The sequence below is a fragment of the Wolbachia endosymbiont (group B) of Sphaerophoria taeniata genome (assembly GCF_947179355.1).
Lineage (GTDB): Bacteria > Pseudomonadota > Alphaproteobacteria > Rickettsiales > Anaplasmataceae > Wolbachia.
Genome location: NZ_CAMXAW010000002.1, coordinates 296,980 through 319,825, shown reverse-complemented (window position 1 = coordinate 319,825; position 22,846 = coordinate 296,980). Strand labels below are relative to the sequence as shown.

Genomic DNA, 22,846 nt, shown 5'->3' with positions numbered 1-22,846 from the left:
ACTTGTATAGATTTTTTCTACTTCTGTGATATTATAAGCCTGTGATGATAAAATAAGTGGATATGGATAAGTCAGCGTATGAAATCATAGAGCATGAGTATGATGTGGTGATAGTAGGTGCAGGTGGAGCAGGGCTTAGAGCAACACTTGGAATGGCTGCAACTAATTTTTCAGTTGCCTGCATTTCTAAAATTTTCCCTACACGAAGTCATACAGTTGCAGCGCAAGGAGGAATTAGTGCAGCTTTGAGTAATATTGCTGAAGATGACTGGCGCTGGCATGCATATGATACAATAAAAGGTTCAGACTGGCTTGGCGATCAAGATGCAATAGAGTATATGTGTAAAAATGCTGCCAAAGCTGTGATTGAACTTGAAAATTTTGGTGTACCCTTTTCTCGTACGGAAGATGGAAAAATATATCAGCGTGCCTTTGGTGGAATGACAACTCACTTTGGTAAAGGAAAATCGGCTCAGCGTACTTGTGCAGCAGCAGATAAAACTGGGCATGCAATTCTTCATACTCTATATCAGCAATGTCTTAAATTTAACGCTGAATTTTTTGTTGAATATTTTGTAATCGATTTGATTATGGACAAAGGGACATGCTGTGGGGTGATAGCTTGGTCGCTGTGTGATGGTACGTTGCATAGATTTCGTGCACATTCTGTGGTAATAGCAACAGGTGGTTATGGACGTGTTTATTTTTCTGCAACAAGTGCACACACCTGCACAGGTGATGGTAATGGCATGGTGGTGAGAGCTGGGTTGCCACTTGAAGATATGGAATTTGTGCAATTTCATCCAACAGGAATATATGGCTCAGGGTGCTTGATGACGGAAGGATGCCGCGGTGAAGGTGGTTACCTCGTTAATTCTCAGGGTGAGAAGTTTATGGAACGTTATGCGCCAAAGGCAAAAGATTTGGCTTCTCGTGATGTAGTAAGTCGAGCAATGACAATTGAAATTAGAGAGGGAAGGGGAGTTGGGCCAAAGAAAGATCACATGTACTTGAATATAGCTCATCTTGATCCGGAAGTAATAAAGCTCAGATTGCCAGGTATTAGTGAAACAGCAAAGACCTTTGCAGGAGTTGATGTTACTAAAGATCCGATACCTGTTATTCCAACTGTTCACTACAACATGGGCGGTATTCCAACCAACTATCATGGAGAAGTGATAACACTGAAGGAAGGTAAGGAAGAAGTAGTGGATGGATTGTTTGCAATTGGAGAAGCGGCATGTGTTTCTGTACATGGTGCAAATCGACTTGGCTCTAACTCGCTTCTTGATCTTGTGGTTTTTGGTAGAGCTGCCGCGCTTAGGGCAAAAGAAAAATTGAAACCTGATACACCACATAAAAAATTGCATTCAGACTGCACAGACTTGATAGTAGATAGATTTAATAAAATGCGATTTGCTTCTGGAGAGTTCAAAGTAGCAAAAATACGAAGTGAAATGCAGCACACTATGCAGAAATATGCATCGGTATTCCGTGTTGCTGAAGTTTTAGAGGAAGGTAAAAAAGCTATAAAAGAAGTAGCAAAAATGATGCCTAACATTGCAGTTGAAGATCGCAGTATGATATGGAATAGTGATTTGGTTGAAGCGCTGGAGCTTGCCAATATGATTCCACAAGCAGTTATTACCATGGAATGCGCAGCTAATCGCGAGGAAAGCAGGGGTGCTCATGCTCGTGAAGATTTCCCTGAACGTGATGATAAAAACTGGATGAAGCATACTATAGCATGGCTTAAAGAAGAGAAAAGCCAAGTTAGTGTAGAAATTGACTATAAAAAAGTTGCTGAAAAAACTCTGAGCGATGAGATTGATTTCATCGCCCCGGAAAAGAGAATTTATTAGTTAACCCATCTGGTTTATTTATAAATTGACGTAGTATTGATACATAGCTCATTTGAGTAGCTGGGCTTTCTGTATGCTCCGATTGATTTGACGATCTTTGTACTTCTTGCTCTGCTGAGTTGTTAGCTAAATTTTGTTGTTCAGTAATATTTTCAGGTTGTTTTGCAGCTAGGTGATCATCTTTACGGCTTTGCTTATCGTTGGTTAATTCCTTAACAGACTTCCTAATGCCGCTAAGTTCCAAAGTGAATATCAGACACACCACTCCTGTTATAGCTATGATGGGTAACGCTGCTCCAATTGCAATTTGTCCTTGGAAGCAAGAAAGTGTTACCATTGTAATAATAGTAGTTGCTACTGTGATTGCTAACAATACACTAGCTCTCCTGCCCGGATCAATGCATTTCCATGCAGCTTTTAGGCCATCTCCTGTTTTGTGTAGAATATGCTGACATTTTTTTGAAAAAGTTCTAACGTTATATTTTTTTTCAAGTTTTTTCCTTAGTTCTTTAGCTTTTACCTTTCCTTCTTGTGGAGTTTTTGAGTAATTTTCTAAATTACGTAAAGTGCAATAATATTTTTCAGTATGAAATTCTCGATCTTTTAGTTTCAGAGAACGGGAATCAGCACCTATTTCTAGCAGCTTTGCACAAAACTTTGTTGTATTGTCGTACTTTTTCCCTAGATCAAAAATTGTTTTCATTTGCGAAAGGTGGTTGCCTTTTTCTGCTTTTTTTGTTAATGATACTTGTAGCGGTGTTCTTCCTTCTTCGTTAATGGCCTTTATGGCCTTACCTAACTGATCTTCAGATATTTCTTTTTCTTTTACTAAACTGGAAATCAACTCCAAGCATGCAACCTTTTGTTCTCCTTTTAGCGAAGCAATATAGTGCAAAGCATTATTACCCTCTTTGTCTTGAGCAGTAATGTCTGCACTATTTTGGAGAAATAACTCTAAGGCTTTATATCTATTTGTTTTTTCAAATTTTTTATCTGTACATGATCGATCCTCATTTTTTTCTTTTATATGCTGGAATAAATAATAAAGAGGTGTTTGTTTTGCTGTATTTTCAGCATTTATAGCTTTTTTAAACTGTGCTTTAAGATACTCTTTTTCTTCCTCCTTACTTACATTTAATATTATATTTGAAAATTCAAACTTTCGTTTTTGCTTTAATTCTAAAACTATTAGATGTAAAGCATTATTACCATCTGTATCTTTCAGGCTAATATCTGCTCCTTTTTGCAATAACTCCTTAAAGGATTTCTCATCTTTATTTTTAATTGCTAAATGTAATTGATAATTATCATTACTATCTGGAGTATTTATGGTATGGGCTATAACTTCTTCAACTTTTGTTTTTATTTCTGGTTTTCGCTCAGCCAATTTCTCTAAAAATTTAAGATAGTATTCATTTTGCTTTTTAGATAATTTTTCTAAATCCTCTGTAGGTAAGCTTAGCTTGGCTCCATACTTTAACAATTTTGCAAGAAACTTAAGTGTATTATCGCTACTTCTAACTGTATTAGACTCATGTTTCCCTTTTGTTATCTTGTTAATTAGTGCTACCTGAAAAGGAGTCTTTCCTTCTTGATTTTCACTATCAACAAGTTGTACTAAATTTTTCTCGTTAGCTATTTTTATCAAGGTATCTAGAAACTTAAGCTTTTGTTTCTTTTTGAGCGATGCAATAAGGTGTAAAATATTATTTCCTTTTTCATCTGTTATGCCACTGACATTTGTGCAATCTTTTAGGTATTTTCTAAATTTCCTGTTGTTTCCATTTTGGATTGCATTTAGTAATTGAACGTCATTATCAGAATCCGATATTCCGTTTATTCCATCTTCAAAATCGCTATCAGAATCTGATATTCCGTTTATTTCATCTTCAAAATCGCTACCGTAGCCACTGTCTTGTTCGCTGTGCCTACTAAAACAACTTTTAGTGACTTCAGAAATTACTTGTTTTTTTGTTTCATTTGATATTCTTTTCGATCGTTCTATTACTTCACCTAGCACTGGAAGGAAACATTGGACATAATATCTGTGATATTTTTCCTGTTCTCTAAGCGATTCTTCTAATTTAGTTAATACTTCAGGACTAGCGCCTTCCTTAAATAACCTTTTACATTCCTTGAGTGTTCCATCTCGACTTCCTGGTTTTTTATGCTGATGTTTTTCTTTTTTTACCTTTCTCTCTATAATATTATACAATTGCTTGTCTTTTTTATCTTGTTTTTCATTTTTGTTTATATGTTTATCTAGTTTGTTTGCATTAGTAACTGATACACTTAGATCTATACTCATATTAAAACCTCAATATTAAAAGCTATTTGGCGTTAACGAATTGTATTAAACTTTTAAATTGAGCTAGATGTTATCGAAATATAGGTGAAAAGGCAGAAAACTAGTTTCTATTAGAAAATCTATTGTCATAGTCAAATCCCCACTTTAGCACTTGTCTACTATTTTAACTATTTTATCTTAAAAAATAATAAATGTGGCTAAACTGTGAAGCATGAGTGCTCTGAAAGAGACAAACCAATGTTTTTATAGATCTTTCAAACTTGATTTTTCTTCTAATTTTTTAAGCATTCCTTTACTTAGTATTGATTTTATCTCTTCTACGCTTTTATCAAGATCATCATTAATTATTACGTAATCATATTTATTACTTTTACTTATCTCTTTTTGCGCTTCGGCTAATCTACGCTCTATTTCAATTTCATCATCACTATTACGCCTTTGTAGACGCAGTCTAAGCTCTTCCATTGAGGGAGGTAGTATAAAAACACTTACAACTTTTTCTCTTAAGATTTCAAATAAATGAAATGCTCCTTGCCAATCTATATTCAGTAAAACACTTATTCCACTACTCAGGTTTTGTTCTATAAAATCTTTTGGTATACCGTAAAAATTCTCAAAAACTTTGGCATATTCAAGCATTTGACCAGCCTTACATAGTTCGTGAAACTTTTCTTCAGTAACGAAAAAATAGTCTTTTCCGTTTACTTCACCGGGACGAGGTTTGCGTGTAGTCATAGAAACAGACATAACTAAATCAGTTGATTGCTCAAGTAATTTTTCTGATATAGTAGTTTTTCCAGCTCCAGAAGGAGAGGATAGAATCAGTAGTATGCCCTCATTTTTTACGGTCATTTTTCTTTATTTAACAAGTACATTATAGAGCTTTTTTAAGACTTTGTATTTTTTGAATCAAAGTTTAAAAGACTAGAGCCCTCTAAATTAGAATTTGATAAATTGGCATCAATAAGAGAGGAATTATCAAAGACAGTATAACGTAAATCGGCTTTTTCAAGATTTGCCTTATTCAAATTAACGTTTACAAACTTTGCTCTACTTAATATTGAATTAGAAAAATTAGCATTTTCTAAATTCATATCCTTAAACTCAAAGTAAGAATAATTTACATCAAATTTTTTGCCCTGCGATATTTTCTCTTGCAGATCTTTAATTGAAGTTATGGCATTCTCTAGATTTGTAATTTTTGTCTGTCCTTGATTGTCAATCAAAATTGAATTATCAAATTTGCAATCTGTTAAATGAATATCAGCAATTGAACTTTTATATATGCTTGAAGAGAGGAAAGAGACATCACTCACTGTTGAATTACTCAAATTGCTAAGAAAAAAACTAGTCTTTCTAAAGGCATTATCATAAAACACGGAGGATTTGAAATCACTTTCAATAAAGTTTGAATTAGTGACTTTTGACTTAGACCAGCTCGAATTATCAGCTAATAATTTGAAGAATATTGAATTTTCTATCTCACTCGAATCCATATTATGGTGGGAAAGAGTACTATTATAAATTTGAGAGTCTTGAATTTTTGTCTTATACATTGAAGTTGTGGAAAGATCTGAATCTTCTATTTTTGCAGAGGTAAACAATGAATGGTCAAAGAACGAACCATTCATGTCAGAATTCACAACTTTAGTATTATGAAACTTTCCGTGACAAATGTTAGCATCATAGGCGTTAACTTTATACAATTCACTAAAACTAAAATCAATATTAGATAAGTCAGCATCCTGAAGGTCTGCTTCGAAAACATATGCATGTTTTATCTTGGAACCATTTAGTATAGATTTAATGAAGTTTGAATTATCCCCTTTCACATAGGAAATTTGTGAATTGCTTAAATTGGCTTTTTCGAAATTACTGTTGACTATAATGGAAGAATTAAAATAGGCGTTTGAAAGATTGCTACCTGTAAAATCCGATTTTTTTATTTCTGCACCATATATGTTAGCATTTTTTAATGAAGAAAATTGTACCTTGAGCTTATGTGCATCCACTCCAAAGAAACTTGCGTTGTCGAAATTATTTTTCTGCATAACAGTGTCATTTATTTCACTATCACTAAAATTGATGTAGCTTGCACTTGAGTTTGATAAATTGGAGAAATTCATTTTTACATTCAAAAACTTGGTATGCAAACCAATTATATTACGCATACTTACTTTGTTGAGATTAGAATTGATAAAATCAGCATAACTGATATTAGACTGATCAAATATGATATCTGTTAAATTTGTAGAAGCAAATTTTGAAAAACTTAAATTTGTGCCTTTTATTTTAACGCCATGTAAATTAGCATTGGAAAAATTGGCACCACGTAAATCAACATCGATAAAAGACACATCTGATAAATCGGTGTTAGAAAAATCGGCACCAATTAAACTTACTCCATCAAAAATAGATTTGCTTAAATACAATTGACTAAAATTAGCACCATTTAAATTAGGACCAAAACCTTTCTTAAAATCTTGTGGTATGCTGGCTTTATTACACTGTACTAAAAATTTAGCAAAATCTTTTGTATTGTAAGATACGTATTTTACATCATGCAGAGCGCTTAAAAAATCATTGATTGCATCATCTCCATAGCATAAATGACCAACTAAAATTAATATCAAAAGTCTAATTATCTTTTGCATCACACGTGTTTTCTTTTGTTTTTATAGCAAAGTTATACATCTCTGAGTTTTCTTGATTGTTTATTTCTTTATCCTCTAAAAGGTATGGCATCATTTCGGCAATTGCGTTTATTATGTTGATCTGATTCCTTTCGATTGCTATTTCAATAGGGGACTTAAAATTATTATCAACTACTCTAGGATCAGCACCTTGTAATAAGAGAAAGCGAACTGTGTCTATTTGACCTTGTTTCACTGCATAAATTAGAGGAGTATCACCCAATTTATTTCTAAATCTTAGTATTTCTTGAATTGTTAATCCAATTTTTTCTAGCTTATTTATTACTCCTCTTAGACAAATTAAGTTGCCCTTCTTGATGCAGTAAAAAAATTGCTTACTGTAATCATCAGTAAATATAGTTTTAGGAAGGTGCTCATTTAGGCTATCATATTGTCTTTTATATATAGACTTGCTTTTATGTTTTTTTATTTCTTTGTTTAGCTTTGTCCATTTTTCGCTTTCTTCATTTTTTTTGTTCACAGGTGTTATATTGTCAGGCTGTTCTTCTTTCTTTTTCTCTGTTAATTGGCTTGTTGAAAGTTCGGTGTCTTTTTTGCTAATCTCCTCTTCAGGCTGTAGGTTTGTTTGATTATTGTGACTGATTTTCTTCTCTTCAGGTTCTTCTTTTTTTTCTTCTGATAAAGGACTTGTTAGAGCTTTGGTATCTTTTATATTAGTCTCCTCTTCAGACTGTAGGTTTGTTTGATTACTTGAAGGTACTTCTTTATTGATTACATTTGTTGGGTCTGTGATTTCTTTGAGTTCGCTCAGAAGCGGAGAAGTTTTTTCAGCATCAGTGTTGCTTTTCGATACGTCTTCTTGATTTATACTGCTTTCATTTTTATTTTCTTCAGGCTGTTCTGCAGCAAGCAGGTTAGATATAACAATTAATAGTATGAAGAATGCTTTATATTTCATAAACATTGCAAATATAGGCTTAATTAAAATGATACTATAATCAAATGATTAATCTACAGTAAAAAGTGCTTTAGTTATTGTACAAGTATGATTATGTAAAAATTTATTTTTCTCTTTTATCTAGGTTTTATCTGAAATTGCCATTCGAGTAGCTGACATACAACTGTACGGACATTAAAGAAATCAGTATACAGCTGTATGAACATTGTGGTAATTTGCGTACTAAACGGTGTCATCTAAGTAGCTGACACTGGGATCCATTTTCCATCATCATTAGAAACGTTATATTTTAGCATAACTTTTAACTCACAAATTTAACTGGATGCCAGTACTGGCTACTTTTATGACATCTATCATTTTATGTTTATAGTATTTTTTGCAAATAAACGTTCGTAGTTGTAAATTAAATGCAAAAAAATACTTGACACATTTGGTAGCTTAATTATTATCAGTAAAAATGAGGGTATTTTAGAGCTCGAAATCCACCTTATTCAAGTCTGCAGACTTTTCAATTAATTTTTCAATAAAAAATATAGCACAGCCTACTTCAGTGCGTACACGTACGCTTAATTTCTGTCATAAGGTGTGTTATATTTTTCTAAATCTTTTCTTTATAGGAGGGTCATTATGTCTAAAATTCCTTAAACATTAATTTTTAACTTAAACATTTATTAAATAGTGCAGTACTGCCTTACGCGTTGCTAATCCAAACTTTACTTGCTGTAAAATAACACAATCTGCTATATCATTGCTAATTTCGATACCTCTATTTATTGGTCCTGGGTGCATAACAATTGCATCTGGTTTTGCGTGCGATAGTTTTTGTGCATCAAGTCCATACAAGTGAAAATATTCTTTTTCTGAATAATTATTATTCATGCGCTCTTTTTGCAACCTTAAAAGCATAATTACGTCAGCATCCTTTATACCTTCAGTTAGTGAGTAGTGAAGTGAATCTACTTCAGAAAAATGTTTACACATCAAAGCTGGTGGTGCAACTAAGCTTATTTTTGCTCCAAACATTTTTAGCAATCTTATATTTGATCTTGCAACTCTACTGTGCAAAATATCTCCACATATCACAATTTTGAGGTTTTTTATTTGCTTTTTATGACTGATAATTACGAGATAATCTGCAAGAGCTTGAGTTGGGTGTTCACTGCTTCCATCGCCTGCGTTGATTAGCGAGCAGTTGACATGCTTTGCCAATGTATTAATAATACCACTACTTTTATGCCTGATTATCATATAGTCAGGATTCATTGCATTTAGTGTTTTTATCATATCTTTTAGATCTTCCCCTTTGTTAATAGAAGAAGATTTTATTGGTAAAGTTATAACATTTGCTCCAAGGCTCTTTGCTGCTATTTCAAAAGATGCGAGCGTACGTGTTGAATCTTCAAAGAATAGGTTTATGACTATTTTATTTTTCAGAACATGACTATTTTCAACTTTTTCTTCAAGGTATTGGTTGGCTAATTTAGTTATATTTTCTACATCACCGATTGTGAGGTCTGAGATATTTAATAAATTCCTTCTCTTGTCCATAGCTCCTTTTTTGAGCTTATTCTACTTTCTTAATTTCAATTACACAACTCTAAAGTAAAGTAGAAGGAAGCTATAAAATTTTATTTCCACTTACATTCATCTGCTATCATAACAGCCTCAAAGAGATGCTTCTCAAGCTCACTTATAGGCAGAGTACTTTGTAGGTAATTTCCCCAAGATTTTAACACATCAGAAGTTTCAATACCTTCAACAATAGGATATTCTTGATTTTTTTTAGCATATAGCTCTTGAGCCTGTTTGCTTACAAAAAACTCCAATAAAGCTATGGCATTTTCTCTGTGTTTTGCGTTTTTTGTTACTGCTGCACCACTAATATTCACCATTACACCATCACTCGGGAAGAAAGCTCCTAACTTTTCTGTGATATTCTTTTTATTTTCTGATGAAAGGATTCTTGCAAAGTAGTAGCTATTTACTATTGCAACATTGCCTTCACCAGCGGCTACAGCATAAATTTGATCTGTGTCACCACCGCTTGGTTTTCTTGCCATGTTGCTTACAATTCCACTCACCCATTCTTTTGTTTTTTCAAAACCATTTTTTGCAATCATAAAAGCGATCAATGATCGGTTATATGGACTTGTGGAAGAGCGTACTAATATTTTCCCTTTCCATTTTTCATTCGCTAAATCTTCATAGGTACTTAATTCCTTAGGATCTACTGATTCTTTATTGTAAACCAATATTCTAGCTCTTTTTGTGAGACCAAACCAATAATCTTCATTATCTCTAAATTTTGCAGGTATGGCATTTTTTAGAGTCTCTGAATCCACTTGAGATAAGAGCCCTCTTTTTTTGGCTAAAATCAAATTCACTGCATCTGCAGTTAAAAAAAAATCAGCTTCACCGCCATTTTCCATACGTGAAAGCAATTGGGAATAATCGTCAATGATATAACGTACCTTGATGCCAGTGGTTTTTGTAAAATCATCAAACAAACTATGTACTAATTCTTCTTTACGAGATGAATAAACGTTTACTACTTGTGAATCATCAATTCCGCTATTTTTATATAAAAAATTAACGACTATCAATAAAGCCGCTACTAAAGATATAAATATTAAACCTTTTTTCATAAACAAACCCCTTCCTTTTCATCATCTCAAGCTATCAAAATAGCAAGGTCTTAGCAAGTGTAAATCTTCAAAACGTTGCAGTTACAGTACTGGAATAGCGATAAAAAGAAGTACGAGCCAGATTTAATTAATAATATAAGTAATATCTGGATGGCCACATCGTTCAGCAACTACTTGTAACAATTTTGAACTAATCTTTTCTTGACTGCTTTTTAGAACCTGTACGTGATCTCAAAAAAGGGATAGAATGAGAGGATAAAGTATATAAAGTAGGATATGCGAAATTTATATCCAAGTGATATAAGTCGAGAAAAGTTTGAGATTATTGTAGCAGATCTGGAGTCTTGCAGGAAGAGAACAAAGCCGAGAACACTTGATTTATATGATGTATTTTGTGGAGTATTATACGTCCTAAAAAGTGGATGCCAGTGGAGAATGTTACCAAAAGAGTTTCCAAAATGGCGGAATTGTTACGACTATTTTAAGAAGTGGAGTGAAAAAGCAGATGCAAATAAAGAAAGTGTTCTGGAGCTGGTATTAAAAAAAAATAGTTGGCGTAGTTCGACAAAACAATGGTCGGAAAGAAAAAACCAGCTTCTGCATAATTGATGCACAAAGCGTAAAAAATGCAGATACTGCTGAAGAAAAAGGCTATGATGCTGGTAAAAAGATTTCAGGAATAAAACGCCATATTGCAGTTGATACTCAAGGTCTACCACACGCAATTTATATCACAACAGCAGAAATAACTGACCGTAGCAGTGCTGTAAAAATGATCAAAAATGCAAGAGAAAACCTCTCTGAAGTCCAAAATATACTAGTTGATGCGGGTTATACGGGAGAAAAATTTGCAACTCAAATAAAAGATATTATTGGAGCAACTGTTGAAGTGATAAAGCGCAGCGAATTACACATCTTTGCTGTATTGCCGAAAAGATGGGTTGTTGAGAGATCTTTTGCTTGGTTGGAAAAATGTAGGCGATTGTGGAAAAATTGCGAGCGGAAACTCAATACTAGCCTGCAAATGGTTGTTCTAGCCTTTACTGCTTTACTCCTCAAAAGATTATGAACAGGCTCTTACAGTTTCAATAGCTGTTTCATTAGGATTTTCACTATTAGCATTTTGTTTATGTAATAACAAATAATCTTTAAAATCAGTTTTGCTCCAATGATGAATTGTGCAAGCTAAAGTGAAAAGCAGTAGAGTGCCTGAAATTGCAACGATTGGCCAGTAAATAGTAGGATTTGTGTATGAACTTACTATATTGCTCAAACCACCTGTTGAATAAAGTGCTAAAGGGAAGGTTATGTTTCCAGTAATAAGAACTGTTCCTAAGATAGGAAGCCATATTCTATCATTGATTAATGAATTTACTTTACTCTTGTAATAGATTGGCTGGCCTGTAAGTTCTACGATGTTTGAATTACTTTTTGCTTTTTCTGGAAGAGAGTGAAACGTAAAGTAAACACGATTACCGTTGCTATATTTTAATACCAAAGACTTGATGCATTTCTCATCTTGCTTAAGTGTATCTAATATCTCACCTAAAACTTCTTGAGTGTCTCTTTTTGTAATCTTGTGCTCCTTAGTACGGACTGCTTGCATAAGTTCCCACGTAATTCCCAAGACTAAACAAGACGCTAATACTCCGCCAAATATAGTAACAGGATTTATGCTGCCGATGAATCCAATGAATTCTCTTTGCTTCACAGCTAAAACGATTGACGTAATACAACATGCCGTAATAAGACCTACGAAAGGCATTGTAACTTTCTTCTTTTGCATCGTATATTTTACTTTCTGTAAAAATCTGTTTGTTTTTTTATTATCTCCAAGCAAAGATTTTTCAGAGCCATCTGTTTGATATGATGGTGTAGGAGTTGGATGTGCCTTCATTAATTTTTCTAAAGTTTCTGATGTTTTTTGACTATTCCAAGGTTCGCTATATACTGTTTCTTGAGAAGGTGATCTGCTTAGGCTTGGATTACCTTCTCGACTATCTGAACTCTTTTTTGGAGATTTTGTATTTGGACCTATGGATGCATAAATATGTTCTGTATTTGCACCATTCGATTCTTCTTGCCTTTCTTCATCAGAACTTGATTCGCTAGCCGAATTTGTTTGTAACGCTGTCTTTCTAGGTGCTGGTGTTGGTGGAGTTGCTGCACTATTTTCACCTTCCGTTGTATGAGAAACCAGTGTGACTTTATCTTTATTTCCTGATCCAGGCATATTCGCTCCAAAATTAATTACAATGTTATGTTGATTACGCTATAGTTATTAAGATATAGTGAATACTAATTTAAGAATAAATATTAGTATAAGAACTGCTGATCAAAGATCCTTTCATTCAAAGGGCAATCTTTGTCAAAAAGTAGAGTGACTGTATTTTCGTGATCTTTCTGTATTTTTACCTGCGATATGTCGTGAAATTCCTTGTAATCTGATACTACAAGTGCTGGACGATTTTTCAAATCATTGATATCAATTTGCACTATTGTATCATTTGAGATTAGCGCTCCATTCCAACGCCTTGGGTAGTAGCTATTGATGGAAGTCAGTGCAAGTAAATTTGAATTAAGTGGTAAGATTGGCCCACCGGCAGAGAAGTTATATGCAGTGCTGCCTGTTGGGGTAGACAATATAATTCCATCTCCTCTGAATTTTTCTACTTTTAGCTTATCATTAATGGTAATATTCATCTCCACTATTTGATTTGCATTTCTAAAGACATACACTTCATTTACTGCGATGTAATGGTGTTTTTTGCCACTTATGTCTGTGGCTTCCATTTTTAGTAAAGTTAGCTGAGTAGGAACTGCATGTTCTATATGATCAATTAGATCTTCAAAGCATTTATTCATCAAAAATCCGACGTTACCGGTATTTATTCCATACACATGTATATCTTTATTTCCTATGACGTAGTTGTGTAGGGTGCGTAGCATAAAACCATCGCCACCAACAACTATCAGCAGATCAACTTCATGCTTACCTGCTTCTGCTATATTGATAAAATTGAGTTTCTGTAGTAGTTTAGATACTTCCTGAGACTTGGGTAGCGAAGAAGCAATATAGCCTACATTTTTATACTTATACATGTTAAATAAAGAGGGGAGGAACTAAAAAAGACTCCCGTATTTATCATTAAACTTAGCTATTTTACTATCCTTCTCCCCTGAACCGCTTGTCAAACTTCCAGTCCATGCAGGATGAGTAAGAGGATCTCTATCAAGCTTTATTCTTTGACCTTCTTTTCCATAAGTGGAATAAGTTTCAAACTCTTGACCATCTGTCATAACTATAGTAACTTTGTGATAGTCGATTTCTGCCATTGTTCTTACAAATTTCTTACCAGCTAAGATTTTAGTGAATCTGGTTCATTTGGTCAATCATTATTGTGAAATATTGACAAAAAATAAATAAAGTAGTATTCTCAATGAAGAATGAAAAACTTTTTATGATTTTTGCTTTTCCTGGTCAGGGCTCCCAATTTGTAGGAATGGGAAAGAGCTTATATGATGAATTTTCAGTTGCAAGGAACGTATTTGATGAAGTAGATGACATATTGGGTAGAAAGCTGTCTCATTTGATTTTCAATGGCCCTATTGAGAAATTAACCATCACGGAAAACGCTCAGCCAGCTATAATGGCAGTGTCAATTGCAACGCTACGTGTTATGAAGCACGTATTTGGTGAATCTCTTTACAGCGTTCAGTATGTTTGTGGGCATTCAGTTGGCGAGTATACAGCGCTGTGTGCTGCAGGGGCATTGACGCTTGAGTCTGCAGTCAAGTTGCTAAAAGTTCGTAGCGAAGCAATGCATGAAGCTTCACTAAAATGCAAAGGTGGAATGTTTGCTCTACTTGGAGCAGAAATAAGTGAAGTAGAAGGTATATTAAAATCAGCTCAAATTGATTGTGAAATTGCAAACGATAATGGTGGTGGGCAGGTAGTGGTGAGTGGTACTGCAGAGGCTCTTGAGGTCTTACCTGATTTATTCAAAAACTCAAGTGTCAAGAAAATGATAAAATTACAAGTTAGTGGGCCTTTTCATTCATCTTTTATGAAACCTGCTGATGAAAAACTTCTGGAATTTTTAAAAAGCATCAACATAACTCGCCCTTCGATTCCTTTTGTATCAAACGTTACAGCTAAGGAAGAAAGTGATCCAGAGATCATAAGAGCTTTGCTCGCTAAGCAAGTTGTAAGTAGAGTAAGATGGAGAGAGATGGTTTTATATATGACAAGCCATGGCACTAATAAGTTTGTTGAAGTTGGCCCTAACAAAGTTTTATCTAATCTAGTTAAAAGAATTGATCAGTCTATCAGTGTGAAAAATATAGATAGTATTGGTGATATTAATAGCTTTTTTGATGAATCATTAGTACTAACAGCGAAAAATTTAAAAGTTGGGTTAAGTTAAAGCATATCTATGTAATATCATTCAAGTAGCTAACACTAGTTCCTTTATGATGGTGTCATCCCAGTGCTTGGCACTGGGATCCAGATTGGGCATTAAGTTGGTAAACACTTTACAACGTTTTTTGTATAAAAGGACTGGATGCCAGTGTCAAGCACTGGGATGACACCGAATAGGCTACTTGAATAATACCGAAAGAGCTACTGGAACGACAAGGTGCTACTGAATGACACCTCTGGGCACTGCCGTCATAAATCTGCTACTTTCTCGTGACGCTGGAATCCAGGAATCAAGAAGCCAGTGTTAAGCACTGAGATGACACCGAATGGGCTACCTAAACGACAAGGGGCTGTTTGAATAGCACCCTTCCGGTGTCTCAAACTACAACAGTTGTGAATAGAGAGTAATACGAAAAATTATACAATCAACGAACTACCTGTCATTTCATTTGGCTTTTTGAGTCCAAGTAGCTGTAAAATAGTAGGAGCAATATCAGATAATTTTCCATCTCTCAGTTTTAAATTTTCACAAGATATAATAAATGGAACTTTATTTAGAGTGTGCGCTGTGTGAGGTGTGTTATTTTCTTCATCGAACATACATTCCACATTACCATGGTCTGCTGTAACAATGAGTGCAGTATTACCCACTTCTTTGACAACGCTGAGTACTTTTGCAAGGCAATCATCTACAGCGAGCACAGCTTGCTCGGCTGCTTTTATATTACCTGTGTGTCCCACCATATCAGGGTTAGCGTAGTTTACAACTATCAGCGCAAATTCTTGAGAATGAATTTTTTTTACAAGCTCTTCTGTGAGCTCAAAGGCTGACATTTCAGGCTGCAGGTCATAAGTTTTAACTTTTGGTGAAGGAATGAGTATTCTTTCTTCACCAGAAAAAGGTTCTTCTCTTCCACAATTAAAAAAGAAAGTCACATGCGCATATTTCTCAGTTTCTGCAATGCGCAGTTGCCGTAATTTATTGTCTTCTATTATCTGTCCCAAAGTGTTGGCAAAAGATTCAGGAGGAAAGAGATAAGGGATTTTTAAGTCCGCTTTATATTGCATCATACTTAAAATTGAAGAGAATTTTGCCACTTCAGTATAGCCTGCTTTACCAAGACAAATACTTGCCAATTGTATCATTCGATCAGCACGAAAGTTAGCCAATAGCAATCCATCTTCTGGTTTTATACCTTGATAATCGCCTATTACTGCGGGCCTGATAAATTCATCGGTTATATTATTTTGATAATTTTCATCAATAAGCGATACTGCATCATCATAACGAGGCGCCTTTGCAAATGCGATGGCTTCATAAGCTTCAATTGTTCTTTCCCACCTATTATCACGGTCCATAGCATAATAACGCCCAGAGACAGTGGCGATTCTTATATCATTTTCCTTTATGCTTTCTGTAAATTCTTGAATGCATCTTTTCCCTGAATTTAGCAGTGTGTCTCTGCCATCTAAAAATGCGTGTATTACAACTTTAATTCCGCGCTGTGATATCTTGTTTGCTAAAGCTGAAATGTGCTTTTGATGCGAATGAACACCGCCATCTGATATCAATCCCATTATATGGCATATGCCATTCTTACTTTTTAGATCATTAATAAAATTCTGTAGATTTGCATTATTTTCTATCGTTTCGATTGCTTGATTAATACGCTGAAGGCTTTGCATTACCACTCTACCGCTACCAATATTCATGTGACCAACTTCTGAATTGCCTATTTGGCCTTCTGGTAATCCAACATCAGTTCCACAGGCAGATAAACTGCACTTTGGATAATTAGAGCTAATATGTTGCCAACAAGGTGGATTTGAATTGCTAATAGCATTGTATTTACTATTTTCTATTCCATTACCCCAGCCATCTAGTATACATAAAACGACTGATTTAAAGTTCATATAAAAGTTAACATCGAAACCCTCAATGGTACCAAAAACAAACTCTTCTCACAACTTTTGTGTTAAAATAAGAGATAGAAAAAGCTGCTTGGAGGCAATGGTATATGAAGTTTTTCATAAAATATTTTATTAAAGTGATTGACAGTTGCTGAAGTGTTTACTAAAACACTTGCATAGCTTTAATAGTGAGGTCAAATGAGTTATAGTCAATATGTAAAGGATAATACTTTAGCAACATCAGGTGCTATAATTAATGTTGATAGATTAGTAAACTTTTTAAAAAGCAATACAAACATTACAAGACTTATTTTACGATGTTCAAAAATTAATTATGAGGTTATAAAAGAATTAGCTCAGCTTTCTCATCTTACTTCACTTGATCTAAGTTGCAGTTATGTTGGTACAGAAGGTGCAAAGATTTTAGCAAGCGGGAATCTTATAAATCTTACTTCGCTTGATTTAGGAGGAAACGAAATTGGTGATGAAGGTGTAGAGGCTTTAGCCAGTGGAAATCTTACAAGTCTTACTGAGCTTAAATTATATGATAATAAAATTGGCGATAGGGGGGCAAAAGCTTTAGCAAGTGGAAACCTTAAAAAGCTTACTTTACTGAGTTTAGGATGGAATGAAATCAGTAATGAAGGTGCAGAGGCTTTAGCAAGTGGAAATCTTAAAAATCTTATTACACTTAAAGTATATGATAACAGCATTAATTACAGAGATGTACAGACTTTGGCGAGTGGAAATTTGGTGCGTCTTACTTCGCTCATTTACAATTATTGCAGTATTGATGAAACATTGCCAAAAAATGTCCTTCCTCAATTAAAAAGGAAATGTAATAAAAGAAAAATAGGAGAGGAGCCAGATAGCAAGCTAAGTGAAGCGCAGACATCTTTGCATTTTGACAGTAAAGGCCTTAAAACTATATAACTTCACACGTTTTGTCTGTTTAAGAGACAAAAAAAAGGTAGTGAATTTTGTGCTAAAAGTGAGTATCCGTTCAGCGGAGTGGCAGAATAAGGTAGACAAGGTGATCTAAAAAGATAATCATAGAGCAAAAGTGAGGTAATGTGGTAAACCTTTTAGAGCTTTGCAAAAATTTACAGCAAAAAATAGAAAAGTTAGAAGCAAAAATAGAAAAGCTGGAAAGGGAGAATGAAAGTTTAAAAGCAGAGAACAAGGCTTTAAAGATAGAGAACGCTGAATTAAAGGAAAGGCTTGGTTTAAACTCGAAAAATTCATCTCTACCAAGCTCTAGAGAGTTGTACAAAATAAAAAAGGACAAGCCAAAGAGCGACAGAAACGTTGGTGGTCAGGTTGGTCATAAAGGAAGTTTTCGCGCCAAAATGGATGCAGATGAGGTGATAAAAGTAAAGTTGTCATCTACTTGTGAATGCGGAGGAGGGATTGCAATATGCAATGGACCGTACATTCATCAAAAAGTTGATCTTCCGGAAATTAGGCCTTATGTAGTGGAATATCAGATGGAGCATGGTCGTTGCCGGAGATGCGGAAAAAGAAGAAGCAGTAAGTTACCAGAAGGTGTTACGTCAGATACATTTGGTCCAAGGGTTAAGTCAATAATTGCAGCGTTCAGCGGATTCTACAAAAATTCAAAACGCGAAATAGCGAGTGTCGTAAATGATATCTTCAATTTGAACATAAGCGTCGTTAGCATATCAAATAGTGAACATAGAGTTGCTTCAAAATGCAAAAAAATGTATGAGCAGATCGAACAAGAGATAAGTAGGAGTAAAGTTCTACATATTGATGAAACGAGCCATTATAACAAAGGTAAACTCGCTTGGTGTTGGATGTTTGCAAGCAATACGGCAAGTTTTGTGAAGTTGACAGAGTCAAGAGGAATGAAAGTTTTAAAAAATAACGCATGCTGCAATCATAATAGCTTAGTGGTAACCGACAGGTACGCAGTATACAATTACTTTGCTGATGAAAAAAGGCAAATCTGCTGGGCACACTTAGCAAGGGATTTTGAAAGATTAGCGCATAGTTGGAATATTGAAGTCAAAGTTCTTGGCTGTTACTTAAGAAATGTAGCTACTGAATTATTTGCACTAAAAAAGGCTTTGCTAAAAAATGAGATAGATGTTTTTAGATTTGCCAGACGTGCCAGAAAGTTGCGAAAACGTACAAGGTATTACTTGAAGGAAATATCCTACTTACCTGAAGCAATTGGAGCCTCTCGAGTTGCGAAAAATATTTTGAAATCTGAAAGAATGATGTGGAATTTTTTAGATGACCCAAAAAACATTCCGCTGACAAACAACCATGCTGAACAGCAGATACGGCATTATGTCGTTTACCGCAAAAATTCGTATTTTACACAATCAAAGCGGGGAAATGCATTCCTTGAACGGATAATTTCGTTATACTTAACATGGAAACAAAGGGGTCTCAATCCTTTCCAAAACCTCTTATCTATTGTTTCTTAAACCACTCTCCTGAACGGATACGGTACACAATTGATATTAATATTAAGAGTCAAAAAGATGTCATCTAAGTGGCTGACACTGGAAAATCGATTGTAAATAAACTGACTACATAAAATTTTTGATCAAAATCAGTGCTATAAGTTGGAATAGCAACTTAAGGTAGATTGCCAGCTTAATATATTTTGATAAATCCAAATTATTTTAGCTATAAGAGAGCTTTGCTTTTTTGCTCCATCAGAATTGGCTTACTTTTGGTGATTCATGGAGTTAAAAAAGTCAGCATTGCTCTTTGTTAAAAGTAATTTGTCACGTAAAAACTCCATTGCTTCAACAGATCCCATAGGGTTAAGTATCCTACGCAATACCCATATTTTATTTAGTATGGCCTTATCAACTAATAGCTCTTCCTTCCTTGTTCCGGATTTTGTAATATCAATAGCAGGGAATATACGTTTATCAGCAAGTTTTCTATCTAGTATAATTTCAGCATTACCTGTGCCTTTAAACTCTTCAAAAATAACATCATCCATTTTTGAACCAGTTTCTATAAGGGCTGTAGCGATGATTGTCAAAGAACCACCATTTTCAATATTACGAGCTGCTCCAAAAAAGCGTTTTGGTCTTTGCAGCGCATTTGAATCTACACCACCGGTTAGAACCTTTCCAGACGAAGGAATGACTGCATTATAAGCACGTGCAAGGCGAGTTATAGAATCAAGCAAAATCACTACATCTTTTTTGTGTTCAACCATTCTTTTAGCTTTTTCTATTACTATTTCAGCAAGTTGGACATGACGGTAGGCAGGTTCATCAAATGTAGAGCTTACCACTTCACCCTTTACAGAGCGTATCATATCTGTCACCTCTTCGGGTCTTTCATCTATAAGTAATACTATTAGTTCTATTTCAGGATGATTTGTAGCTATAGAGTGAGCCATTTGCTGAAGCAATATCGTTTTTCCTGTACGAGGTGGAGCAACTATCAATGCTCTTTGTCCTTTTCCAAGAGGTGTAACTATATCTACAGCACGCATGTTTATATCTTTTTTATTATCTCCGCTACTGTTGTTTTCAAGGATGAGGCTTTTTTCAGGATAAAGCGGAAGCAAATTATCAAAATGGACGTACTTTCTTAATTCACTGATTTCAGTAGAGTTTATACTGTGAACCTTAGTTAAAGTAAAATATCTTTCCTTATCACCAGGTGGCCTTATTTCTCCACATGCCATATCTCCTGTACGTAAATTAAACTTCTTTATTTGGCCATTGGAAATATAAACATCATCGGTACTTGGAGCATAATTTGCACTTGATGAACGTAAGAAACCAAAACCATCAGGCAATATTTCCACTACTCCACTTCCTGTGGTTATGCCTCCTTCTTCACTCATTTTCTTCATTAAACTGAATATCATTTCCTGTTTTAGCATCCTGCCATTGCCTTTACCACTAGTTGAAATTTTTCTTTCTTCAGCTAGCTCTAACAATTCTTCTGCTGTTTTCTCTTTCAATTCGCTCAGGTCCAACGTTTTCTTGTTTTTTTCAGCACCTTCACTGGTCATTTGTTTTACTGCGTCAGCATTATGAATTTGTTCGCTTTTTTCAGGTTGACCTACAACCTCTCCTTTTGCTAAGACATCTTCATTGATTGTTGTCATAATCCTCCAAAAATTTTAATTGATGCTTACTAACCTAAAATGTGAGTATAAAACAATAAATTAGGCTGAGCTAGTTTTTAGTGCGTATTTAGACTTAATTATTATTAAACTAGATACTTTACTTACATTATACTGATAAAAACTAACAAGTCAAGTCAATTTAATATTAACAAAGTACAAGAATTTGAGAATCATCAATAGCTATTATTTATATTTTTTAATCTTTGTTTCTTCTCTTCTTCTACTTTCGCTTTTTCTACTTCCGCTTCTAAATTTTCCTGGCTACATAAACCAAGTAGTACAGGATCTTGAGGTTTGATATTGAGTATGTTATGATGAGATCCATCTCTTACCTGCTCAACTGTGTAATTTGTTGTACTAACTAGCTTAGCTATCACATTATTGTTCAAGATAGGAAATTTTTTTACCAAATAATAAATCGCATTAGGTTTATCTCTACGCCTTGCTGTGGAAGCAAAGGCAAGAAAGCTAATCGTCTTTGCCCTTTTTTTTATATTTTTTATAATCAAATTTGGTACACGATTTGGATTTTTTTTGCAATTATCGATTTCTTTTTCAGTAATTATTTCAGAAATAATAGGGTCATACTTTTCAACTTCTATTTCCTCATCAGCTATGTCTTGTACTTTTTCAAGGGATAACTTGCAACATTGTGCTATTTGATCAAAAGTTAAGCTAGTGTTATCAACCAACCAAGCAGCTACCTGCATGAGAAATTGTTCATTTCTATCTTTATTGTCTTTAGAAGATTCCATTGACATCGAAAAAACATCTCCCATTTTAATATTCCTTTACTGTTATAGAAATAAAATATAAACCATTAAAACTAAAAAAGCATTAACTTTGTCATCCAATGGCTTTTTGGTTTATATTTCTTATCTCTTAGAACCTGTTCATAATCTTTTAAGGAGGAAAGAAGTAAAAGCAAATTTGTAGGCTAGTATTAAGTTTACGCTCGCAATTTTTCCAAAGTCGCCTACATTTTTCCAACCAGGCAAGAGATCTCTCACGTTAGCTAGTTGTTACTCTCTAATCCTGAAAATTGGCGTTCTATACTGTCTTAAACGTTTTATAAGCTCGTTTCAGCTTATGTAGGTAAAAACCTAGAAATATTGTGAAGACATAAGGTGCACATAGTGCAAAAAATTAAAAATAAGACGCTAACTGTATAATACTTTTGTCGTTTAATCTGCACAGATTGAAGATAATAAAATACCTTCAGTCTTATGATAAGGAAAATGGAAAAATGTGTAAAGTAATCTTTTTCACCTCTGTGAGCTACTTGAATTAAAAAAGAAGAGATACTAACCTCTTGCATTCAAACTCACATAAATCATGAATTATGCATGTTTCACACGAAGGTTTTTGCGCTTTGCAAACATATCTACCATGCAAAACTAGCCAATGATGAGCATAAAGTAGGTATTTTTTTGGCACTACATTCAAAAGAGACTGCTCTGTTTTAAGTACATCTTTTTCTTTCACAAGCCCAACTCTATTGCTCACTCTAAAAACGTGAGTATCAACTGCCAATGTTGGAATACCAAGCCCTGAATTTAAGAATACATTAGCGCTCTTTCTCCCAACCCCTGGTAAAGATACCAAATCATCGAAATTAGTAGGCACTTTGCTATTGTACCGCTCAATCAATATTTTACTGAGCCCGATTATATTTTTTGCTTTAGAATTATATAAACCAATACTGCTTATGCATTTTCTCAGCTCACTTTGCCCAAGATTCAACATTTTTTCTGGCGTATCAGCGATACTAAATAGCTCCTTTGTAATTTTATTAACACTTATATCGGTCGTCCGCACTGACAGAACTATTGCAACTAATAACGTAAAATGATTGGTATAATTTAGCTCTATTTTTGGCGCAGGATTTGACTGTTGAAATTTTTCAAATATTAATTCTACTTTTTTTGAGTCCATGCATAGAGCTAAAAG

18 protein-coding genes and 1 pseudogene are annotated in these 22,846 nt (G+C 34.4%); 5 read left to right on the top strand and 14 right to left on the bottom strand.

The window, feature by feature from the left end; all coding sequences use genetic code 11:
* Window positions 1–62: 62 nt before the first annotated feature.
* Window positions 63–1,862: a succinate dehydrogenase flavoprotein subunit gene (gene sdhA / locus ONG75_RS02675; RefSeq protein WP_264375837.1), complete on the top strand. Its 1,800-nt coding sequence runs from the start codon at window positions 63–65 to the stop codon at window positions 1,860–1,862.
* Here sdhA and ONG75_RS02670 read toward each other — a convergent pair.
* The 6 genes from ONG75_RS02670 to ONG75_RS02645 all read right to left on the bottom strand — a co-directional run bounded on the left by ONG75_RS02670 (window position 1,834) and on the right by ONG75_RS02645 (window position 10,427).
* Complete coding sequence (locus ONG75_RS02670) at window positions 1,834–4,170, bottom strand: ankyrin repeat domain-containing protein (protein ID WP_264375710.1); 2,337 nt, start codon at window positions 4,168–4,170, stop codon at window positions 1,834–1,836. The two genes, sdhA and ONG75_RS02670, sit on opposite strands and share 29 nt — an antisense overlap.
* Window positions 4,171–4,413: 243 nt before the next feature.
* Window positions 4,414–5,022, bottom strand: a complete 609-nt coding sequence (gene gmk / locus ONG75_RS02665) for a guanylate kinase (RefSeq protein ID WP_010406904.1) — start codon at window positions 5,020–5,022, stop codon at window positions 4,414–4,416.
* Window positions 5,023–5,057: 35 nt separating this feature from the next.
* Window positions 5,058–6,824: a pentapeptide repeat-containing protein gene (locus tag ONG75_RS02660; RefSeq protein WP_264375836.1), complete on the bottom strand. Its 1,767-nt coding sequence runs from the start codon at window positions 6,822–6,824 to the stop codon at window positions 5,058–5,060.
* Window positions 6,808–7,782, bottom strand: coding sequence for an ankyrin repeat domain-containing protein (locus ONG75_RS02655; protein ID WP_264375709.1), 975 nt, complete (start codon window positions 7,780–7,782; stop codon window positions 6,808–6,810). The genes ONG75_RS02660 and ONG75_RS02655 overlap by 17 nt, the downstream gene beginning before the upstream one ends.
* Before the next feature lie 660 nt (window positions 7,783–8,442).
* Window positions 8,443–9,330, bottom strand: coding sequence for an aspartate carbamoyltransferase catalytic subunit (locus ONG75_RS02650; protein ID WP_264375708.1), 888 nt, complete (start codon window positions 9,328–9,330; stop codon window positions 8,443–8,445).
* An 80-nt stretch (window positions 9,331–9,410) separates the two neighbouring features.
* On the bottom strand, window positions 9,411–10,427 hold the full coding sequence (locus ONG75_RS02645) for an extracellular solute-binding protein (RefSeq protein ID WP_264375707.1): 1,017 nt from the start codon (window positions 10,425–10,427) through the stop codon (window positions 9,411–9,413).
* A gap of 276 nt (window positions 10,428–10,703) precedes the next feature.
* On the opposite strand from ONG75_RS02645, the gene ONG75_RS02640 reads away from it, so the two are divergent.
* A protein-coding gene (locus tag ONG75_RS02640) for an IS5 family transposase (protein WP_264375461.1) occupies window positions 10,704–11,496 on the top strand; the annotation gives its coding sequence in 2 pieces (ribosomal slippage) (window positions 10,704–10,967 and window positions 10,969–11,496; 792 coding nt in all).
* Here ONG75_RS02640 and ONG75_RS02635 read toward each other — a convergent pair.
* The 3 genes from ONG75_RS02635 to rpmE form a co-directional block, all read right to left on the bottom strand.
* Window positions 11,491–12,660: a hypothetical protein gene (locus ONG75_RS02635; RefSeq protein ID WP_264375706.1), complete on the bottom strand. Its 1,170-nt coding sequence runs from the start codon at window positions 12,658–12,660 to the stop codon at window positions 11,491–11,493. The two genes, ONG75_RS02640 and ONG75_RS02635, sit on opposite strands and share 6 nt — an antisense overlap.
* Window positions 12,661–12,743: 83 nt before the next feature.
* Window positions 12,744–13,529 carry an NAD kinase gene (locus tag ONG75_RS02630; protein ID WP_264375705.1) on the bottom strand — a complete coding sequence of 262 codons (786 nt, stop codon included), beginning with the start codon at window positions 13,527–13,529 and terminating at the stop codon, window positions 12,744–12,746.
* 21 nt (window positions 13,530–13,550) lie between these two features.
* Complete coding sequence (gene rpmE / locus ONG75_RS02625) at window positions 13,551–13,763, bottom strand: 50S ribosomal protein L31 (RefSeq protein ID WP_006013575.1); 213 nt, start codon at window positions 13,761–13,763, stop codon at window positions 13,551–13,553.
* A 125-nt stretch (window positions 13,764–13,888) separates the two neighbouring features.
* Here rpmE and fabD point away from each other — a divergent pair, with 125 nt between their 5' ends.
* Entirely contained in the window at window positions 13,889–14,854 is a 966-nt protein-coding gene (gene fabD / locus ONG75_RS02620) for an ACP S-malonyltransferase (RefSeq protein ID WP_179951429.1), read from the top strand.
* Window positions 14,855–15,267: 413 nt separating this feature from the next.
* On the opposite strand, the gene gpmI is transcribed toward fabD, so the two are convergent.
* A complete protein-coding gene (gene gpmI, locus ONG75_RS02615) occupies window positions 15,268–16,764 on the bottom strand; it encodes a 2,3-bisphosphoglycerate-independent phosphoglycerate mutase (RefSeq protein WP_264375704.1) in 1,497 nt (498 codons plus the stop codon).
* Window positions 16,765–16,959: 195 nt separating this feature from the next.
* Here gpmI and ONG75_RS02610 point away from each other — a divergent pair, with 195 nt between their 5' ends.
* Entirely contained in the window at window positions 16,960–17,694 is a 735-nt protein-coding gene (locus ONG75_RS02610) for a leucine-rich repeat domain-containing protein (RefSeq protein WP_264375703.1), read from the top strand.
* A 140-nt stretch (window positions 17,695–17,834) separates the two neighbouring features.
* Window positions 17,835–19,217: an IS66 family transposase gene (gene tnpC, locus ONG75_RS02605; RefSeq protein ID WP_264375454.1), complete on the top strand. Its 1,383-nt coding sequence runs from the start codon at window positions 17,835–17,837 to the stop codon at window positions 19,215–19,217.
* Between the two features lie 245 nt (window positions 19,218–19,462).
* Here the strand turns inward: tnpC and rho are convergent, their stop codons facing one another.
* The 4 genes and pseudogenes from rho to nth all read right to left on the bottom strand — a co-directional run bounded on the left by rho (window position 19,463) and on the right by nth (window position 22,831).
* Window positions 19,463–20,875, bottom strand: coding sequence for a transcription termination factor Rho (gene rho / locus ONG75_RS02600; protein ID WP_264375702.1), 1,413 nt, complete (start codon window positions 20,873–20,875; stop codon window positions 19,463–19,465).
* Between the two features lie 194 nt (window positions 20,876–21,069).
* On the bottom strand, window positions 21,070–21,675 hold the full coding sequence (locus tag ONG75_RS02595; protein ID WP_010402270.1) for a cell cycle transcriptional regulator TrcR: 606 nt from the start codon (window positions 21,673–21,675) through the stop codon (window positions 21,070–21,072).
* A gap of 114 nt (window positions 21,676–21,789) precedes the next feature.
* A pseudogene (locus ONG75_RS02590) lies at window positions 21,790–21,904 on the bottom strand (IS5/IS1182 family transposase); the annotation flags it as partial.
* 279 nt (window positions 21,905–22,183) lie between these two features.
* The gene (nth, locus tag ONG75_RS02585; protein WP_264375701.1) at window positions 22,184–22,831 is read right to left on the bottom strand and encodes an endonuclease III; all 648 of its coding nucleotides are present in this window, start codon (window positions 22,829–22,831) and stop codon (window positions 22,184–22,186) included.
* Window positions 22,832–22,846: the final 15 nt, after the last annotated feature.

What these genes read in the sequence shown, in the direction of transcription:
- ONG75_RS02645 (WP_264375707.1), bottom strand. Translation starts at nt 10,427, where the DNA reads ATGAAAAAAGGTTTAATATTTATATCTTTAGTAGCGGCTTTATTGATA.
- ONG75_RS02635 (WP_264375706.1), bottom strand. Translation starts at nt 12,660, where the DNA reads ATGCCTGGATCAGGAAATAAAGATAAAGTCACACTGGTTTCTCATACA.
- ONG75_RS02595 (WP_010402270.1), bottom strand. Translation starts at nt 21,675, where the DNA reads ATGGGAGATGTTTTTTCGATGTCAATGGAATCTTCTAAAGACAATAAA.
- ONG75_RS02610 (WP_264375703.1), top strand. Translation starts at nt 16,960, where the DNA reads ATGAGTTATAGTCAATATGTAAAGGATAATACTTTAGCAACATCAGGT.
- fabD (WP_179951429.1), top strand. Translation starts at nt 13,889, where the DNA reads ATGATTTTTGCTTTTCCTGGTCAGGGCTCCCAATTTGTAGGAATGGGA.
- rpmE (WP_006013575.1), bottom strand. Translation starts at nt 13,763, where the DNA reads ATGGCAGAAATCGACTATCACAAAGTTACTATAGTTATGACAGATGGT.
- ONG75_RS02660 (WP_264375836.1), bottom strand. Translation starts at nt 6,824, where the DNA reads ATGCAAAAGATAATTAGACTTTTGATATTAATTTTAGTTGGTCATTTA.
- sdhA (WP_264375837.1), top strand. Translation starts at nt 63, where the DNA reads ATGGATAAGTCAGCGTATGAAATCATAGAGCATGAGTATGATGTGGTG.
- nth (WP_264375701.1), bottom strand. Translation starts at nt 22,831, where the DNA reads ATGGACTCAAAAAAAGTAGAATTAATATTTGAAAAATTTCAACAGTCA.
- ONG75_RS02630 (WP_264375705.1), bottom strand. Translation starts at nt 13,529, where the DNA reads ATGTATAAGTATAAAAATGTAGGCTATATTGCTTCTTCGCTACCCAAG.
- ONG75_RS02655 (WP_264375709.1), bottom strand. Translation starts at nt 7,782, where the DNA reads ATGAAATATAAAGCATTCTTCATACTATTAATTGTTATATCTAACCTG.
- ONG75_RS02670 (WP_264375710.1), bottom strand. Translation starts at nt 4,170, where the DNA reads ATGAGTATAGATCTAAGTGTATCAGTTACTAATGCAAACAAACTAGAT.
- rho (WP_264375702.1), bottom strand. Translation starts at nt 20,875, where the DNA reads ATGACAACAATCAATGAAGATGTCTTAGCAAAAGGAGAGGTTGTAGGT.
- ONG75_RS02650 (WP_264375708.1), bottom strand. Translation starts at nt 9,330, where the DNA reads ATGGACAAGAGAAGGAATTTATTAAATATCTCAGACCTCACAATCGGT.
- gmk (WP_010406904.1), bottom strand. Translation starts at nt 5,022, where the DNA reads ATGACCGTAAAAAATGAGGGCATACTACTGATTCTATCCTCTCCTTCT.
- gpmI (WP_264375704.1), bottom strand. Translation starts at nt 16,764, where the DNA reads ATGAACTTTAAATCAGTCGTTTTATGTATACTAGATGGCTGGGGTAAT.